Here is a 16121-nt window from a genome sequence, read left to right as displayed (position 1 = left end):
GGCTGGTGGTCCCGCATTCTGTCGCCCCATTACCGGACTTGTCACGCAAAACTGGACATTTCCCCTTGTGATTAATGTCAAGCGATTGGCCAGCACCCGCACCGGTGCCGTCACGCCGTCAAGGCGCCCCACACTGCCTGCCCGATGCACATGACCAGGCTGACGACCACGACGAGACCGGTCAGGGAGAAGATCACTCCGGCCCTGGACGGTTTGCGGATCGGCAGGTCGTCGCCCAGCAGTTGAGCGATCCTGGCCTCGGCTGCGCCGTCGAAAGCCGCGGCTGTCGCCGGTGCGGGGCCAGCGCCGTCCATCCGGGTCAGCGCCCGTGCCACCGCCTTGGCGCCCAGCCGGTCGATCGCGGCCCGGTCGGCTGACAGCTCGGCCCGTTCGCTCTGCCGCCCGAACCACCATCCCGCCAAGGGCAGGAAGAACAGGACGTCAGCGGCGGCGCGGAGCATGAGACGGCGCAGCGGGTCACGGCGCCGCGCGTGTGCGGCCTCGTGGACGAGGATCGCGTCGAGCTCTTCGGCGGGGATCGCCTCGGCGGCCCCGGCGGTGAGGTAGAGGCGTGGCCGCAGCACTCCGGCGCAGAAGGCCGCCGGATTCGCACCGGCCAGACAGACGACACCTGGAACGCCGCTTCGCCGTATCGCGCCCTCAAGACCGGCCGGCTCGGCCGCCCGCGGGAGTGCGGCCAGACTGCGGGCGGCGGCGACGCCGAGCCAGGTGGCGCGGGCGGCGACAGCCAGCAGGCTCGCCCCGGCCACGACGGCGATGGAGACGAGCCAGCACTGGGCCATCGTCATCCCGGCGGAAACGCTGGGGTGCCATACCAGGCGGACGCCTATCAGTCCGGCCAGCACTGCCAGGCCGATGCGGTTGTGCCGCCACAGGTAGACGATCACTCGGTCAGCTCCCGCAGGCGGCGCCGCTGCTCGGGCGACAGGCCGTCGAGGTGTGCGGCGAAGGCGGCCAGTGCGGCGTCGCCGTACTTGTCCACGAAGCCCGCGGCGGCCTGACGGCTCGACTGGGAGAGGAACTGAGCGGGCGTGACCGCGGCCCGGTATTCATGGGCGCGGCGACCCGGCTCGGCGTGAGCCGCCAGCATTCCCTTGTCGGCCAGCCGTCGCAACGTGGTCATCACGGTGGTGTAGGCCAGCTCCGGCACCAACCCCTGCACGTCCCGGACCACGAACGGCTCAGTGACCGCTCCCGTCCACACGGCCCGCATGAGCCGCCCCTCCAGCGGGCCGAGAACGGCGACCGCCCGATCCAGTTCATCCTGCACGACGTCATACTACTATCCACTGTGAGTACTATCTTTAGATAGTAGATCGTCCGATTCGAGGAGCTTCTATGTCGCACACCGAACATGCGTCTGTCGCCAACCCCGAGCAGGCCAAGGCGTGGAACGAGGGCGACGGCCGGCACTGGGTCGCCCACCGGGATCGCTACGACGAGATGATGAAAAGGATCAGTCCCCACCTGTTCGAGGCGGCCGCCATCGCCCCCGAGGACCACGTGCTCGACATCGGGTGCGGAAGCGGCCAGACCACCTGCACGGCCGCTCGGGGCGCGCAGGACGGCCAGGCACTCGGCATCGACCTGTCCGCTCCCCTGCTGGAGGAGGCCCGGCGCCGAGCCAAGGGCGAGAACCTCGGCAACACGCGCTTCGAACAGGCCGACGCACAGGTTCACCCCTTCGCCGCGGCGAGCGTCGATGTGGCGATCAGCCGTTTCGGGGTGATGTTCTTCAACGATCCTGTGGCGGCCTTCACCAACATCGCACGGGCGACTCGCCCCGATGGGCGTCTGGCGTTCCTGTGCTGGCGGAAACCGCTCGACAACGAATGGATCACCGAACTGGGCGCGGTCCTGGCCTCGTACGTCCCCCTGTCCGGTTCCCTCGACAACGACGGCCCGGGGCCCTTCTCCCTGGCGGCATCCAGTCGGATCACCGATCTCCTGCGCACAGTCGGCTACACCCAGATCAGCGTGGACCCTGTGGACGAGCCCATGAGACTCGGGGACGACGTGAACGACGTGCTGGACTTCGTCTCCCAGATGGGCCTGGTCAGCGGCCTGCTCGAGAAGGCCGACGAAGAGACGAGAGTCAAGATGCTCGACGCCCTCCATGAGCGCCTCGCCTCGCACGAGACGGCGGCCGGAGTCTTCCTCAGGAGCGCGGCCTGGCTGGTCACCGCTCGACGTCCCAGATGAGCTCCCGGTATTGAGATCAGTGAGAGGTGAGACGGATGGAATCGAGGCCACGCGACGAACGGTTGCGCCGCTACTGGGACAAGCAGTCCGGCTCCTACGACAAACAGATGACCTTCCTCGACCGGAAGGTGTTCGGAGACACCCGTTCGTGGATCTGCGGGCAGGCCGGCGGCGACACCCTTGAGGTCGCCATCGGGACGGGCCTGAACCTCCCCCTCTACCCGGAGGACGTACGGCTGACCGGCATCGATTGGAGCCCGGCCATGCTGGACATCGCCCGGCGCCAGGCCGCCTCCCTGGGCCGGGAGGTGGACCTGCGTGAGGGGGATGCTCAGGCGCTCGACTTTCCGGACGAGAGCTTCGACACGGTTGTCGGCACCTTTTCCCTTTGTGCGATCCCTGATGATCGGCGAGCGATCGCCGAGATGGTGCGCGTACTCCGACCCGGCGGCGTTCTGCTGCTCGGTGACCATGTGGCCGCGTCAGCGTGGCCGGTCCGGGCGGCTCAACGCCTGATCGAACTGGTGACCGTGCCCCTGGGAGGCGAGCACTTCCTGCGCCGCCCCATCGAGCGGCTACCTGATCACGGCCTGACCGTTGAACGTCACGACCGGTTCAAGCTCGGCATCGTCGAACGGTTGGCCGCCCGGAAACCTCCCGGGTGACCAACGTACGGCTATGAGACGGCGGACACCGGGATGTCCGTAAATTTGGTGCCTTCGCAGGCCAACCACCACCAGAAGCTGTCAATTACCCCCTCCGATCAGGAGGGATGCAAAATTACCCCAGGGGGGTACTTGACGCTTCGGACATAATGGCCCACCGTATACGCCATGGACATGTAAGCCCCAACCTGGGGATGTCCACGGTTCACGGGGGTTTAGAGCCGGGCGACTGCTGCATGACAAGGAGCCCATGGTGGCGAAGAAGATACGTATTCAACCCCTGCTGGCGGCAGGCCTGTCCACCGCCCTAACGATCACCCTGTCGGCGTGCGGCCACAGCTCCGCGGACGCCGCCGACCTCCTGCAGCGGGTCAAGGAGTCCGGCACCCTCCGGGTGGCCCAGACGCAGGCCAATCCGCCGTGGAACTTCCTGGACGGCGGCAAGCCCGCGGGCTACGACGTCGACGTGGCCAACGAGCTCGCCAAGCGGCTCGGCATCGCCAAGGTCGAGTTCGTCGCCTCCAACTACCAGAGTTTCATCGCGGGCGTTCAGGCCGGCCGGTTCGACGCCGTCGTCGCCGGTCAGACCATCACCCCGGAACGTGCCAAGCAGGTGGACTTCTCCCGCCCGTACGAGGTCAACGGGATCTCGATCTTCGTGGCCGACGCCAATTCCGACATCACGGGGCTGACCGACCTCCAGGGCAAGAAGATCGCGGTGACGGCCGGAACCACACAGGCGGCCTTCGCCAAGAAGAGCATCGCCGACGCCGACATCAAGACCTACGACAACGCCACACTCGGGCTGACCGAGGTGGCGCGGGGGCGGGCCGACGCCGTGCTGGCGTCACGGTTCCAAGGGGCGTTCCTGGCGGCGAAGAACAACCTGAAGGTCAAGGCCGCAGGGCCGCTGCTCGAATCGGAGGTCAACGGGATCTCCTTCGCGAAGGGCTCGGTGAGCTTCAAGCAGGCCGTCGACAAGGCGCTCAACGACATGATCGCTGACGGCACCCTGACCGCCATCTCCCGCAAGTGGCTGGGCGGTCTCGACATGACGCAGGAACTCGCCAAGGTTCCGGCGAGCTGAGCAGGGAAGGTACTCATGGATCTGCTGGTCGACTCCTTTCCCGATCTCCTCACCGGCCTGGTGATCACCCTTCTCCTCGGTGTGGTCTCCTTCATCCTGGGCAGCCTCCTCGGGGCCGCGATCGTGCTGGCGAAAATCTCCGGCAACCGCGTCCTCTCCGCCGTGGCGACCGCGTACGTCTCGGTCTTCCGCGGCACGCCGCTGCTGATCCAGATCATGATCATCTACTTCGGGCTGCCACAGATCGGCCTGGAGATTCCGCCCATCCCGTCGGCGATCATCGCCTTCACCCTGTTCACCGCCGCCTACCTCAGTGAGAACTTCCGCGCGGGCATCCTCGGCGTCGACAAGGGACAGTGGGAGGCGGCGGCCTCGATGGCCATGCCATACGGGAAGACGCTGCGCCGCGTCATCTTCCCCCAGGCCATCAGGATCGCCCTGCCGCCCGTGGGCAGCCGGTTCATCGCCCTGATGAAGGACACCTCCCTGGCCTCCGCGGTCACCGTGGTGGAGCTGACCAGGGTGGCCGAGGGCATCGGCACCTCCACCTTCCGCTACATGGACGCGCTGCTGATCGTCGGACTCATGTACTGGATGATCAACACCCTCCTGCAGGTCGGCCAGCAGGCTCTCGAACGCCGGATGAGAAAGGCCTACGCATGACCAGCTCAGAACCCATCGTGAGCGTGCGCGGGCTGACCAAGCGCTTCGGCGACAACGAGGTGCTCAAGGGCATCGACCTCGACGTGCGGCCGGGCGAGGTCGTGGTGGTCATGGGCCCGTCCGGCTCCGGCAAGACCACCCTGATCCGCTGCCTCAACCTGCTGGAAGAGCCCGACTCCGGCACCGTCCGCCTGTGCGGCAACCACGTCGACTGCGGCACGCGCCAGGGCGGGCGTCGCGCCAGGGCCGCCCGGATCCGCGAGATCCGTCGGCATTCGGCGATGGTGTTCCAGCAGTTCAATCTCTTCCCGCACCTGACGGCGCTGCAGAACGTCATGGAAGGCCCGATCTCCGTACGGAACGTGCCCCGCGCCGAGGCGACCGAGCTCGCCCGGCGGCTGCTCGCGCTGGTGGGCCTCGGCGACAAGTGCGACTGCTACCCCGCCACGCTGTCCGGCGGTCAGAAGCAGCGCGTCGCCATCGCCCGTGCACTGGCGATGGAGCCGCAGGTCATCCTGTTCGACGAGCCCACCTCCGCGCTGGACCCCGAATTGCACGCCGAGGTCCTGCAGGTCATCCGTGACCTGGCCGGAAACGGGATGACCATGGTCATCGTGACGCACGAGACCGCCTTCGCCCGCGATGTGGCCGACCGGGTGGTGTTCATGGACGGCGGGAACGTCATCGAAGAGGCTCCCCCGCAGCGCTTCTTCACCGCGCCCGCACATCCCCGCGTACAGGCGTTCCTGCGCCTCATCGGCCCTTCGCACAACGGCCGCCCCTCACTCGAGAACGTGGAGCGAACATGATCGACCTCGCACGGGCCCGGGAGCTGACCCCGGGCACCGCGAACACCGTCCATCTCAACAACGCCGGAGCCTCGCTGCCCTCCACGGCCGTACTGGAAGCGACTGTCGGGCATCTGCGCCTGGAGGCGGAGATCGGCGGGTACGAGGCGGCCGACCGCGCCGCCGACTGCGTCGAGGCGGCCTACGACTCGGCCGCCCGGCTGCTGAACTGCTCCCGCGACGAGATCGCGATCGTCGACAGCGCGACCCGCGCCTGGGACCTGGCCTTCTACGCCATCCGGTTTCGCCCCGGCGACCGGATCCTCACCAGCAAGGCCGAGTACGCCAGCAACTTCATCGCCTACCTGCAGGTCGCTCGCCGCCATGGCGTGAGCGTCGAGGTGGTGCCCAACGACGGACTCGGCCAGCTCTCCGTCGACGCGCTGCGGGTGATGATGGACGAGCGCGTACGCCTCATCTCCGTCACCCACATCCCCACCAACGGCGGCCTGGTCAACCCGGCCGCGGAGATCGGCAAGATCGCGGCCGAGGCGGGCGTGCTGTACCTGCTCGACGCGTGCCAGTCGGTGGGCCATATCCCCGTCGACGTCGAGCAGATCCGCTGCGACATGCTGTCCACGACGGGGCGCAAGTACCTGCGTGCGCCCCGTGGGACTGGCCTGCTGTACGTCCGGCGGGCCGTACTCGACCAGCTCGATCCCCCCTTCCTCGATCTGCGGTCCGCCAAGTGGACGGCGCCCGGCCGGTTCGAGATCCAGCCGGGCGCCCGCAGATTCGAGAACTGGGAGTACGGCGTGGCGGGCCGGGTCGGCCTGGCGACCGCCGTCGAGGAAGCCCTCGCCTGGGGCCTGGACGACATCCGCGACAGCGTCTACCTGCTCGGCGAGACCCTGCGCGAACGGCTGGCGGCCGTTCCCGGCTGTACCGTGCGGGACGTCGGCGCCGAACGCTGCGGCATCGTGACCTTCACTCTTGACGGTGTCACGGCCGACACGATCAAGGCCTTCATGGCGGAGCGCCGGATCAATGTCAGCGTGTCGCGAGCTCCGTCGACGCTCCTCGACATGACCGACCGCGACATCTCCGAACTCGTCCGAGCGTCGGTCCACTACTACAACTCCGAGGAGGAACTGGACCTCTTATGCGAGGAACTGACCCGGCTCAGTGCATGACGTGAGACCGCCCGGGCACGCATGAAGATCCCTTCATCTGCTATGCCATCTAGTAGCGAATATTCAGCAGTTGCTAGATTTATGCAAAAGCGATGAAGGGCTCCCATGCAGACCAGCAGCCGACGATTCACCCGGACCGACGTCCTACGCCTGATCCCCCTGCTCGGCGTGGTCGCCGCTCTCCACGTCGCGGGGTTCGGGCTGTTCGCCTACTACAACGCCCAGCCCGCCTACCACAACCTGACCGACGGCCGCGGCCAGCTCGTCTTCGCCTCCGCCGCCGGGATCGTCTACCTGCTCGGCATGCGCCACGCCTTCGACGCCGACCACATCGCCGCCATCGACGACACCACCCGGCTCCTGCTGCAGAAGGGCCGGCCCTCGCAGGGCGTGGGGCTGTTCTTCTCGCTCGGCCACTCCACCGTCGTGCTGGCACTGTCGGTGGCGGTCGCGTTCGCCACGCAGGCGGCCGTGCGGTTCCAGAGCTCGTTCGCCGACATCGGTGGCATCATCGGCACGACCGTCTCAGGCGCCTTCCTCTACCTGGTGGCCGGGCTGAACCTGGTCATCTTCGCCGGCATCTGGAAGATGTGGCGACAGGTACGCCAAGGTGCCTACGAACCGGAGCGGCTCGAACGCCTGCTGGCCGAACGCGGCCTGCTGAACCGCCTGCTCAAAGGCCGCTACACCCGGCTGATCAGCGCCGGCTGGCACATCTACCCGGTCGGCCTGCTGTTCGGGCTCGGCTTCGACACCGCCACCCAGGTCGGCCTGATCGGCGTCTCCGCCGGAGCGGCCGCGGGCGGTCAACTCCCTCCGCTGGCCATCATCTCGCTGCCGTTGATCTTCGCCGCGGGCATGTCGCTGTGGGACACCCTCGACGGCGCGTTCATGGCCCACGCCTACAACTGGGCCTTCAGCAACCCGCTCCGCAAGATCTACTACAACCTCTCCACCACCGGCCTGTCCATCTTCGTCGCCTTCGCCGTCGGCACCGTCGAACTGCTCGGTATCCTCGCCGACCAACTCGGCCTGGCCGACCGTCAGCCGTGGGCCGCTCTTGCCGCCATCGACCTCAACACGATCGGGTACGGGATCGTCGGCGTCTTCCTCCTGACCTGGCTGGGCAGTGTCGCGTACTGGAAGCTCGCCAAGCTCGAACAGCGGTACGCCCAACCGGTGACCGCCGAAGCCGACCTCCGATGAACATCACGCGCGGCCTCGTCTGGCCAGGTACACGGTCAGTGACAGCATGACCAGCCCGGCCAGATACAAGCCGACGCCCGCCGCGATCTGCCCGCCGATCACTACCGCCCGACCTGCTGGAAGGTAGATGTCACGTCTCTGCCGCACGACCTTGCGGTCAATCGGGAGCCATGCCTCGACCACGCCGCCCCGATAACGCATCTCCGCGTACAGGAACCACCGGCCCTCCTGGTCGACCCGTACCTGGCCACGGCATCCACCAGGTGTCGAACCAAGCGGACCGGCTATCTCCTCTCCGGCCCGGCGAGCGACCACTCTGAGCGGCGTCATACCCCCACACCCCTCGACCGTGAGCGTCATCCCCCCAGAACCGTCCGAGGTGCCGGTCAGCACGGCCGTAGCGACAACCTGCCCCTGTCCGGGATCGTGCGCCGAAGCAGGCTCTGGATCCAGGACGGTCAGACCGAGCGGCAGCAGCAGTGCGACGACCGCGACCGCGCCACGCGTCCGGCGCTCGCCCAAGATCACAACCGCGCCGAGGGCGGCCACCACCAACGCGGGCACGAGCACGGCGTCGGGACTGACACTGCCGATGCCCAGCACGGAGGACAGGTAGGAAGTGACGGCGGCCCCCGCCGCTCCTGCCGCGTAAGCGGTCACGGGCCGCCGCCACGGCAGGTCGATCGCCGCCAGCCCGACGACGGCCAGCGGAAGGTCGGGGCTGGTACGCCCGAGGGCCGGCAGCAGCGCGGTGATCACCAGCCGCGCGAGCACGTAGACGCCGACCGCTCCCGCCACGAGATGTCGGCGCGGTGCCAGCGACCGCAGCAGCACGGCCGCGTACATCGAGCAGACCAGCAGCACGGGGAAGTACAGCACCTCGGAGAACTGCGGCACGTCCGTCTCGAACTCCATCACCGACGTGACAGCGCTGCCCAGCAGCAATGCCCCGCCGGCCCACCACAGCGGTCGAGGGCTGTCCGGCCGCATGCCCGCGAGCACCCCGCCGATCAGGGCCAGTGTGCTGAACACGGTCAGCATGTGACTCGGGCTCCACAGCACCGAATCCCGGCCGAAGGCGTCGTGCCAGAGTGCGTCGACGGGCGCGGAAGCCAGCGTGGCCACGCCGCCGACAGCGGCGATGAGCAGCGGAGGTTGTCTCAGCACGGCGATCAGCGATCGCGTACGCCACAGCGTGAGCAGACCCCAGCCCGCCACTGTCAGCCCCACGACGGCCACCGCTCCATACAGCAGCAGGTGCGGCGGTATCAGCGCGTCGTCCCTGCCGATATCGGTGTGCCAGGCATCGTCCCAATACGTGGCGAACAGCGAGATAAAGCCGGCCGCCACCACGAGGACGACCGCAGCGGGAGAAAGGCGCTGTGGCGCTCCGTCGTCCGGCATGTCATCAGTCATGCCGTCAGCCTGGCCCTGCCGCCTCCTCGATCGCTTGTACGGAGCGGCTGACCTTCACTTCCAGCTCATCCCGCGAGCCAGCACCGAGGGTGCCAGTCCGAACATGGCATGCGTCACCCGGGTCAGATGGGCGCTGTCGGTGAATCCGGCGGCATGCGCGGCATCCGTCAGCGAGCCACCTGCGCGTACGGTGTCCATCGCCGCGCGCAGCCGCGCCCACCGTACGTACGCCGTGAACGGCAACCCCCATTGCTCACTGAACAGATGCCCCAGCCTGCTCGGCGACAGGCCCACCCGCGCCGCCAGGTCGCGCAGCCGCAAAGGACCGGCGATGCCCCGCCCGACCAGCTCCATCACCTGCCGGACCACCCGATCCGGACAGGCGGCGCGCGACTCGCTCAGCAACGCCAGCGCCGCATCGGCGAACTTCTCATCAACCTGAAGCGCCAGCAGGCCGGCCACCAGGCTCTCCCCGTCGTCCTCCAGAAGAGCCGGATCGAGATAGACGGACGCTCCGAACGCGTCCTCGGCGCGCATGGCGTGCGGGACCCCGGCGGGTATCGCCACTGCCGACACGCTCCTCTCGGCTGCCCGCTCGTCGGTGAGGATGACGCGGCCGGAGCTGACGACAAGCAGTTGCACGGCGGCATGCGCGTGAGCGCGCGCGTCGCCGAGCCTGCCGATGTACACCAAAGCGCCCGGCCTCAGCCACACCGCTCCCGTCCATGACGCCATGTCTGACATGACTACGATGATAGATAGTAGGAACGGTCCAGGCGCAGCAATCCCACCAAAGGGGATTGACCACCATGAGTCGGTGAATTAAAACCAATTCACCGACTCATTCTCACGCTATGGACATCAAACCTGTGCGCCGCGAGCGGCGCGGACGACGGCGGCTGGCCACTGAGAACCCCGAGGTCCAGCGGCGGTTGCTCGCTGCCGCAGGGGAGATCATCGCCTCAGATGGCTGGCCGGCCCTACGCATCGAGGACCTCGTCCGGCGTGCCGGGCTGTCGGTCGGCACGTTCTACCTGTACTTCGACAACAAGGCCGACCTGTTCGTCCAGCTCGTCATCCAGCACACCGAACGGCTGCAGGCACGGCTGCGCGAGGCATACGACGCAGAAGGCACCGCGCAGGACCGCCTCGACCGGGCCCTGGACGCCTACCTCGACTTCGTCACCGACACCGGACCGGGCTTCCTGCACTTCCGCAACGCCGGCAACATCGAGACCACCATCGGCCCGCTGTCCACGTGGGCCTTCGAGCAACATGCGAGCGATCTGCGGCCCATCCTGGAGACGGCGATGGGTGAAGGGGCGGTCCGCCGCGACGACCCGGACCTTCTCGCGCAGGCCATGCTCGCCCTGAACCAGCACATCGCCGCCTTCTGGCTGGAGCACCCCGACCGGTACTCCCGCCGGCAGATCAAGCAGTTCCTCTCCGATTTCGTCGCCTTCGGCCTGAACGGCAACCGCTGAGCAGGCTCATACTTCCTGGCTGAAACAAGGGAGACGCACATGCGAAATCGCACCCTCGTCGTGCTGGTCGGCGCGCTCCTCCTGGTGGTGATGTCCGCGCCCGTCAGGGCCGGCGCGGCGTCGTACGAGCCCCCCGCCTGGAATCCGCCCGCCGGTCAGAACGTCACGACCGTCCGCTGGGGCCCCATCACCATTCCCGCCATGTCCGGCGGCAAGGTGGGCGAGATCAAGAACGAGATCGCGCTCGACGGCAACTGCAACCCGCTCATCGGCATCATCACCAGTTGCCGCAGCATGAAGATCGCCAAGCCGTGCGAGAACTGCTACATCACCGGCATCATGCCCGACCTCGTCTTCGCCGGGACGAACACCGGCGTCAACATGGACACCGGCGGCATGCTCCACCACGCCGTCAACGTCAACTTCAGCCGCTGGGACGCCACCTGCCCACCCGGCCTGGGAGACTCGATCAACCGACTCGGCCTGCTCCAAGGTGGCAACGAACGCTTCTTCGCGGCCGGCAACGAACGCACGCTCAACACCCTCTACACCACCGGCAACAACGGCTACTACGTCAAGGCCGGTGACAAGTGGGGTCTTATCTACGACCTGATGAACATGACCGAGCGGCCGATCACCGTCGAGTTCAAGTACACCTTCAGCTGGGTCCCGAACGCCACCCGGGTCGACCCGGTCTGGCTGGACATCGACCAGTGCGGCGACTCCGAGCGCTCCATCCCGGCCGGCTACTCCGACTCCCACTGGACCACGATCGCGGCGCGCGCCGGGACCCTGGTGGCGGTCGGCGGCCACGCCCACGACCACAGCATCAGCGTGTCCCTGGAGAACGCGACCAAGAACCGCTACTTCTGCACGTCAGTCGCGGGGTACGCGCCGGACTCCATGGACGTGCCGGCGGGACCGGGAGCCGGTACGGACGGGCATCCGGCGAGCGCGAACACCGTGACCACGGACGGGCATCCCAACGCACCGCTGATGGCATACATGGGATCGGTATCGGACTTCAGCCCCTGCGAACCGAACCTGTCCTTCTCTCTCGGCGACCGGATCCGGGTGCACACCCAGTACAACGAGCCGGCCGCCTATGACAGCGCCATGGGCATCATGGTGGCGTTCGTCCGCTGGCGGTGACCAGTTGAGACCGGCCCTGGCGCTTTGGCGCGCCCGGGCCGGTCACCAACGAGCCGAGGACGGTCCGATCAAACGGCGGTCAGTTCGTAGCCCGCCTCTTCGACGGCATCGCGAACGAGGGCCTCTTCTGCGGTTCCGGCCACGGTGACCGTGCCGCTGGTCAGGTCCACCTCAACGTCGGTGACCCCGTCCACCTTGGAGATCTCCGACTTCACCTTGCCCGCGCATCCGCCGCAGGTCATTCCGCTCACCTTGTACGTGCTGCTCATGACATCTCCTCCTGGTTCAGATAACTAACCCCCGAGGGGTATTTTGCATCATATACCCCCTGTGGGTATAGTCCGCGACCATGAGAACGCTGAACACCGTTGCCGTCGTCGGTGCCTCCCTGGCCGGCCTGCGTGCCGTGCAGACGCTCAGGCGGGAGGGCTTCGCGGGCGACATCACCCTGATCGGCGCCGAGCGCCACCTGCCCTACAACCGCCCGCCCCTGTCCAAGAGCATGCTGAGGGGCGACGACGAGATCACCCTCCCCGGCGCCGAGGAGCTCGGCGACCAGTGGCTGAAGGGCCGCCAAGCGGTGCGCCTGGACACCTCCGACCGGCGTCTTACCTTGGACGACGGCACCGAGCTCGGCTACGACGGGCTTGTCATCGCCACGGGCGCCCGCCCGCGCCGCCTGCCCGACCACCCCGACGGCGTCCGCACCCTTCGCACCATCGAAGACGCCTTGGCCCTGCGCGCCGAGCTACAGGCCGGGCACGAGCGCGTCGTGGTCATCGGCGGCGGTTTCATCGGCGGCGAGGTGGCCTCGACCGCCCGTGCCCTCGGCCTGGGCGTCACCCTCGTCGACGCCTCCCCGTACCCCATGACGAATGTCCTGGGTGCCGCGGCGGCGCGCTGGCTCGCGCGCCACCACCGCGACAACGGCGTCGAGCTGGTCAGCGACACGCGCGTGACCGGTTTCGAGAGCAATGGCCGGGTGACGGGCGTGCGGTTGGGCAACGGCCGGACGCTGCCCGCCGACCTGGTCATCGCGGGCATGGGCGTTACCCCGAACACCACCTGGCTGGAGGGCAGCGGCCTGACGCTCAGTGACGGCGTGGTGTGCGACGAGACCCTGTACGCCGCCGGCAACGTGGTGGCGGCGGGTGACGTCGCGCGCTGGCCGCACGGCCTGTTCGGCGGCGAACTCGTACGCGTCGAGCACTGGGCGAACGCCAACGACCAGGGCGCCCTCGCCGCCCTCAACCTCCTGGCCGGGCCGGAGAACGCCAAGCCGTACGCCGACCTCCCCTCCTTCGCGACCCACATGCACGGCGCCCGCATCCAGACCGCCGGGCTGCCGCACCTGGCCGACGAGAGCCGCCTGGTAACCGGGGAGCCGGACGAGAACCGATTCGCGATCGCCTTCGCCAGGAGCGGCGTGCTCGTCGGCGCCGTCACCGTCAATGCCCCCAAGGACCTGATCCGCCTCAAGCGCGCCACCGCCGCGGGTGACCACCTGGACGCTGTCGGGTGACCCAAGGACGCTATCTACGATAGTCAATAGTAGTATTTGGCCATGCAACATGTGGGTCGGCGGCTGCTGTCGGCAGCCGCACTGAGCTTCGCCTTGGTCGCGTGCGGACAGGCGGCCCCGGAGCACGGCGGAACGAGCGGGTCGCCGGACCTCGGGGTCGGCCACGTCCACGGCGTCGGCGTCGATCCGGCCGATGGCGTCCTCTACGTCGCCGGGCATTACGGGCTGTTCACGGTCACCTCCTCGACCACCGTCGCCCGCGTCGCCGACCGGGACCAGGACCACATGGGCTTCACGATCACCGGCCCCAAGACCTTCCTGGCCAGCGGCCATCCCGCTGCCGAGGACGTCTCCCCGGATCGCCCGCCGCACCTCGGACTGGTCCGCTCCACCGACGCGGGGCTCACCTGGAAGACGATCTCGCAGGACGGCTCCGCCGACTTCCACTCCCTCCAACTCGCCGGCGAGAACCTGTACGCCTTCGACAGCCAGACCTCGAAGGTCTGGCGCAGCGGAGACGGCGGCGCCACCTGGACCCAGGGCACCGAAGAGAAGGTCCTCGACCTGGGCGTGAGCGCCGAGAAGCCCACCCGCCTGTACGCCACCACCCCGGAAGGACTGAAGGTGAGCGAGGACGGCGGCGTGAACTTCGTCGAGATGCCGAAGGCACCACTGCTCAGTCATGTGGACGTTCTGGCCAATGGCCTGCTGGTGGGCGCGGGGGCCGACGGCCGCATCCACACCAGCCAGGACGACGGCAAGACCTGGACCAACGTCGGCAAGCTACCCGGCCAGGCCACCGCGTTCACGGCCGTGGACCGCCGGCGACTGCTGGCCGCCCTGGAAGACGGCACCATCCTGGAGTCCAAGGATGGCGGCAAGACCTTCACCACCGCCTTCGCCCCCGCGAACTGACCCACCACCCGGCCCTGGACGTCAGCGGGCGCCGCCCAGGGCGATGGCGGTCACCGGCTGTCTGACCCGAGCGGTCTTGCACCCCTTCCTCCTCCCGGTCGTCGGTGTGGGAGAAGTCGGGCAGGTCGGGGATCTCACCGAGCCGGCGCGGTCCTGCCGTCGCCGACGGTTGCCGAGCTCGAGTTCGTAGCTTGACATATACCCCCGCCTAGTATAGAAAACTCTCGATGTTAATACCCCCAGGGGGTATATAGCTTGATGGTGACTGCGGTTGCCCGGGAGGAGACGGACATGGGATTGTTCGCGATTCGCGACTACCGGCGGCTGTTCAGCGCTCAAGTCATCGCGTTGTTCGGTACCGGTCTGGCTACCGTCGCGCTGGGGCTGCTCGCGTACGAGCTCGCAGGTCCGCGCGCCGGTGCGGTTCTCGCCACCGCACTGACGATCAAGATGGTCGCGTACGTGATCGTCGCACCGCTCGCGGCCGCGTACGTCGATCGGCTGCCCAGACGTTGGTTTCTCACGATCCTCGACGCGGTGCGCGCTCTGGTGGTGATCGCGCTGCCGTTCGTCACCGAGGTGTGGCACATCTACGTCCTGATCGGGGTTCTCCAGACCGCGTCAGCGGCATTCACCCCGACGTTTCAGGCGGTCATCCCCGACATCGTGACCAAGGAGGCCGACTACACCCGCGCCCTGTCCGCATCGCAGGTGGCCTACACCATGGAGAGCCTGTTGAGCCCCGTGCTCGCGGCTGTGGCGCTCACCTTCATGTCGTTCAACCTGCTGTTCATCGGCACCTCCGTCGGGTTCGCCGTGTCCGCGCTGCTGGTCCTGTCCACGCGCATCCCCAACGCGCGCCCCAGTTCACACACGAACGCCTGGGACCGGGCCGTGGCGGGGATCCGCACCTTCGCGGCCACCCCGAGTCTGCGCGGCGTCATGGCACTGAACCTCGTAGTCGCCGCCGTCGGCTCCATCGTGGTCGTCAACACCGTGAACTACGTCCGCGACGTTCTCGGCGGAGCCCAGTCCGACGTGGCCTGGGTGCTCGCCGCGTCCGGAACGGGGACGCTGCTGGTGGCCCTCGTCCTCCCGCGCGTCCTGGACCGGGTGGCGGACCGGTTCGTGATGCTGATCGGTGCCGCCGTACTGATAGTCGCGGTCGGCGCGGCGGTCACGATGTCCGCGGCGAGCGTCGCCGCACCACTGCCGACCGGGGTGATCTGGGTAGCGATCGGCGGCGGGATGGCGCTGATCGTCACGCCGACCGGGCGGGTGCTTCGCCGGGCGGTCGATCCCACCGGAATTCCCGAGGTCTTCGCCGCCCAGTTCTCGCTGTCCCACCTGGCCTGGCTGGTCACCTATCCCATCGCCGGATGGGTCGCCACGAACGCGGGCTTCACGATCACCTGGACCGTGCTGGCGGGCCTGGCGGCAGTCGGAGCTGTAACGGCACTGGCGATCTGGCCGCGCGACGAGAAGGTCGAGGTCGGAGAGCGTACGGCAGCGGCGGTCCAGCCGCGCATCAGGAAGGCCGAGGCCGGAGGCCGCGTCGCAGCGGTGGTTGCTTCCGCCAGGACCGAAGGCGCCACGCGGGAAGTCGCAGAGGCTGCGGAGGGTACTCTCGCGGCATGCCAGTGCGCCTGCGTTCGCACCGTCTGAGTTCGCCGACCAACACCGCGTAGCGGCCGGCCCGCTCTCCACCTCGCCTACGATCGTCCAGCCGGTGGCCCCACCAACCTTCCCGGAGGGTCCATCAGCGGGTCGGGAGGCAGCATGGTTTTCGGAGCAAGCGCCACGACGG

At 68.0% G+C, this 16121-nt stretch carries 17 protein-coding genes; 12 read left to right on the top strand and 5 right to left on the bottom strand.

Annotated features, from left to right (window positions below):
- Window positions 1–110 precede the first annotated feature (110 nt).
- Together AB0B64_RS14735 and AB0B64_RS14730 are read right to left on the bottom strand one after the other, a co-directional pair.
- Entirely contained in the window at window positions 111–908 is a 798-nt protein-coding gene (locus AB0B64_RS14735) for a M56 family metallopeptidase (RefSeq protein WP_358177567.1), read from the bottom strand.
- On the bottom strand, window positions 905–1291 hold the full coding sequence (locus tag AB0B64_RS14730; protein ID WP_357942308.1) for a BlaI/MecI/CopY family transcriptional regulator: 387 nt from the start codon (window positions 1289–1291) through the stop codon (window positions 905–907). Before AB0B64_RS14730 ends, AB0B64_RS14735 begins: the two co-directional genes overlap by 4 nt.
- Before the next feature lie 68 nt (window positions 1292–1359).
- Between AB0B64_RS14730 and AB0B64_RS14725 the strand changes: the two genes are divergently transcribed.
- The 7 genes from AB0B64_RS14725 to AB0B64_RS14695 all read left to right on the top strand — a co-directional run bounded on the left by AB0B64_RS14725 (window position 1360) and on the right by AB0B64_RS14695 (window position 7825).
- Window positions 1360–2223, top strand: a complete 864-nt coding sequence (locus AB0B64_RS14725) for a methyltransferase domain-containing protein (RefSeq protein ID WP_357942306.1) — start codon at window positions 1360–1362, stop codon at window positions 2221–2223.
- A gap of 35 nt (window positions 2224–2258) precedes the next feature.
- Window positions 2259–2888 carry a methyltransferase domain-containing protein gene (locus AB0B64_RS14720; protein ID WP_357942304.1) on the top strand — a complete coding sequence of 210 codons (630 nt, stop codon included), beginning with the start codon at window positions 2259–2261 and terminating at the stop codon, window positions 2886–2888.
- A 250-nt stretch (window positions 2889–3138) separates the two neighbouring features.
- On the top strand, window positions 3139–3975 hold the full coding sequence (locus AB0B64_RS14715; RefSeq protein ID WP_357942302.1) for a transporter substrate-binding domain-containing protein: 837 nt from the start codon (window positions 3139–3141) through the stop codon (window positions 3973–3975).
- A gap of 15 nt (window positions 3976–3990) precedes the next feature.
- Window positions 3991–4638 carry an amino acid ABC transporter permease gene (locus AB0B64_RS14710; protein WP_357942300.1) on the top strand — a complete coding sequence of 216 codons (648 nt, stop codon included), beginning with the start codon at window positions 3991–3993 and terminating at the stop codon, window positions 4636–4638.
- 14 nt (window positions 4639–4652) lie between these two features.
- Window positions 4653–5447, top strand: a complete 795-nt coding sequence (locus AB0B64_RS14705; RefSeq protein WP_357943100.1) for an amino acid ABC transporter ATP-binding protein — start codon at window positions 4653–4655, stop codon at window positions 5445–5447.
- Window positions 5444–6619, top strand: coding sequence for an aminotransferase class V-fold PLP-dependent enzyme (locus AB0B64_RS14700; RefSeq protein WP_358177564.1), 1176 nt, complete (start codon window positions 5444–5446; stop codon window positions 6617–6619). Before AB0B64_RS14705 ends, AB0B64_RS14700 begins: the two co-directional genes overlap by 4 nt.
- Before the next feature lie 105 nt (window positions 6620–6724).
- A complete protein-coding gene (locus AB0B64_RS14695) occupies window positions 6725–7825 on the top strand; it encodes a HoxN/HupN/NixA family nickel/cobalt transporter (protein ID WP_358177561.1) in 1101 nt (366 codons plus the stop codon).
- A gap of 3 nt (window positions 7826–7828) precedes the next feature.
- On the opposite strand, the gene AB0B64_RS14690 is transcribed toward AB0B64_RS14695, so the two are convergent.
- Window positions 7829–9241 carry a hypothetical protein gene (locus AB0B64_RS14690; protein ID WP_358177558.1) on the bottom strand — a complete coding sequence of 471 codons (1413 nt, stop codon included), beginning with the start codon at window positions 9239–9241 and terminating at the stop codon, window positions 7829–7831.
- A gap of 54 nt (window positions 9242–9295) precedes the next feature.
- The gene (locus tag AB0B64_RS14685; RefSeq protein ID WP_358177555.1) at window positions 9296–9985 is read right to left on the bottom strand and encodes an AraC family transcriptional regulator; all 690 of its coding nucleotides are present in this window, start codon (window positions 9983–9985) and stop codon (window positions 9296–9298) included.
- A gap of 110 nt (window positions 9986–10095) precedes the next feature.
- Here AB0B64_RS14685 and AB0B64_RS14680 point away from each other — a divergent pair, with 110 nt between their 5' ends.
- Together AB0B64_RS14680 and AB0B64_RS14675 are read left to right on the top strand one after the other, a co-directional pair.
- Complete coding sequence (locus AB0B64_RS14680) at window positions 10096–10725, top strand: TetR/AcrR family transcriptional regulator (RefSeq protein ID WP_357942290.1); 630 nt, start codon at window positions 10096–10098, stop codon at window positions 10723–10725.
- A gap of 39 nt (window positions 10726–10764) precedes the next feature.
- Entirely contained in the window at window positions 10765–11877 is a 1113-nt protein-coding gene (locus AB0B64_RS14675; protein WP_358177552.1) for a hypothetical protein, read from the top strand.
- A gap of 68 nt (window positions 11878–11945) precedes the next feature.
- Here AB0B64_RS14675 and AB0B64_RS14670 read toward each other — a convergent pair whose 3' ends face one another.
- Window positions 11946–12146, bottom strand: coding sequence for a heavy metal-associated domain-containing protein (locus AB0B64_RS14670; protein ID WP_357942286.1), 201 nt, complete (start codon window positions 12144–12146; stop codon window positions 11946–11948).
- A gap of 80 nt (window positions 12147–12226) precedes the next feature.
- Between AB0B64_RS14670 and AB0B64_RS14665 the strand changes: the two genes are divergently transcribed.
- From AB0B64_RS14665 to AB0B64_RS14655, 3 genes are all read left to right on the top strand, one after another.
- Window positions 12227–13399 (top strand): FAD-dependent oxidoreductase, encoded by a 1173-nt coding sequence (locus tag AB0B64_RS14665; RefSeq protein WP_358177549.1) that lies wholly within the window; start codon window positions 12227–12229, stop codon window positions 13397–13399.
- Between the two features lie 42 nt (window positions 13400–13441).
- The gene (locus tag AB0B64_RS14660; RefSeq protein WP_358177546.1) at window positions 13442–14314 is read left to right on the top strand and encodes a F510_1955 family glycosylhydrolase; all 873 of its coding nucleotides are present in this window, start codon (window positions 13442–13444) and stop codon (window positions 14312–14314) included.
- Between the two features lie 291 nt (window positions 14315–14605).
- The gene (locus tag AB0B64_RS14655; protein ID WP_357942280.1) at window positions 14606–15979 is read left to right on the top strand and encodes an MFS transporter; all 1374 of its coding nucleotides are present in this window, start codon (window positions 14606–14608) and stop codon (window positions 15977–15979) included.
- Window positions 15980–16121 lie beyond the last annotated feature (142 nt).

Source organism: Nonomuraea sp. NPDC049129 (genome assembly GCF_040648495.1).
In the GTDB taxonomy this organism is placed as follows: Bacteria; Actinomycetota; Actinomycetes; order Streptosporangiales; family Streptosporangiaceae; genus Nonomuraea.
The sequence above is the reverse complement of the archived record's forward strand: the minus strand, read 5'-3'. Positions and strand labels throughout refer to the sequence as shown.

Excerpts from the sequence above, each read along its gene's own strand:
- AB0B64_RS14695 (WP_358177561.1), top strand. The coding sequence starts at position 6,725 with ATGCAGACCAGCAGCCGACGATTCACCCGGACCGACGTCCTACGCCTG.
- AB0B64_RS14710 (WP_357942300.1), top strand. The coding sequence starts at position 3,991 with ATGGATCTGCTGGTCGACTCCTTTCCCGATCTCCTCACCGGCCTGGTG.
- AB0B64_RS14660 (WP_358177546.1), top strand. The coding sequence starts at position 13,442 with ATGCAACATGTGGGTCGGCGGCTGCTGTCGGCAGCCGCACTGAGCTTC.
- AB0B64_RS14715 (WP_357942302.1), top strand. The coding sequence starts at position 3,139 with ATGGTGGCGAAGAAGATACGTATTCAACCCCTGCTGGCGGCAGGCCTG.
- AB0B64_RS14665 (WP_358177549.1), top strand. The coding sequence starts at position 12,227 with ATGAGAACGCTGAACACCGTTGCCGTCGTCGGTGCCTCCCTGGCCGGC.
- AB0B64_RS14655 (WP_357942280.1), top strand. The coding sequence starts at position 14,606 with ATGGGATTGTTCGCGATTCGCGACTACCGGCGGCTGTTCAGCGCTCAA.
- AB0B64_RS14700 (WP_358177564.1), top strand. The coding sequence starts at position 5,444 with ATGATCGACCTCGCACGGGCCCGGGAGCTGACCCCGGGCACCGCGAAC.
- AB0B64_RS14680 (WP_357942290.1), top strand. The coding sequence starts at position 10,096 with ATGGACATCAAACCTGTGCGCCGCGAGCGGCGCGGACGACGGCGGCTG.
- AB0B64_RS14685 (WP_358177555.1), bottom strand. The coding sequence starts at position 9,985 with ATGTCAGACATGGCGTCATGGACGGGAGCGGTGTGGCTGAGGCCGGGC.
- AB0B64_RS14720 (WP_357942304.1), top strand. The coding sequence starts at position 2,259 with ATGGAATCGAGGCCACGCGACGAACGGTTGCGCCGCTACTGGGACAAG.
- AB0B64_RS14725 (WP_357942306.1), top strand. The coding sequence starts at position 1,360 with ATGTCGCACACCGAACATGCGTCTGTCGCCAACCCCGAGCAGGCCAAG.
- AB0B64_RS14675 (WP_358177552.1), top strand. The coding sequence starts at position 10,765 with ATGCGAAATCGCACCCTCGTCGTGCTGGTCGGCGCGCTCCTCCTGGTG.
- AB0B64_RS14690 (WP_358177558.1), bottom strand. The coding sequence starts at position 9,241 with ATGACTGATGACATGCCGGACGACGGAGCGCCACAGCGCCTTTCTCCC.
- AB0B64_RS14670 (WP_357942286.1), bottom strand. The coding sequence starts at position 12,146 with ATGAGCAGCACGTACAAGGTGAGCGGAATGACCTGCGGCGGATGCGCG.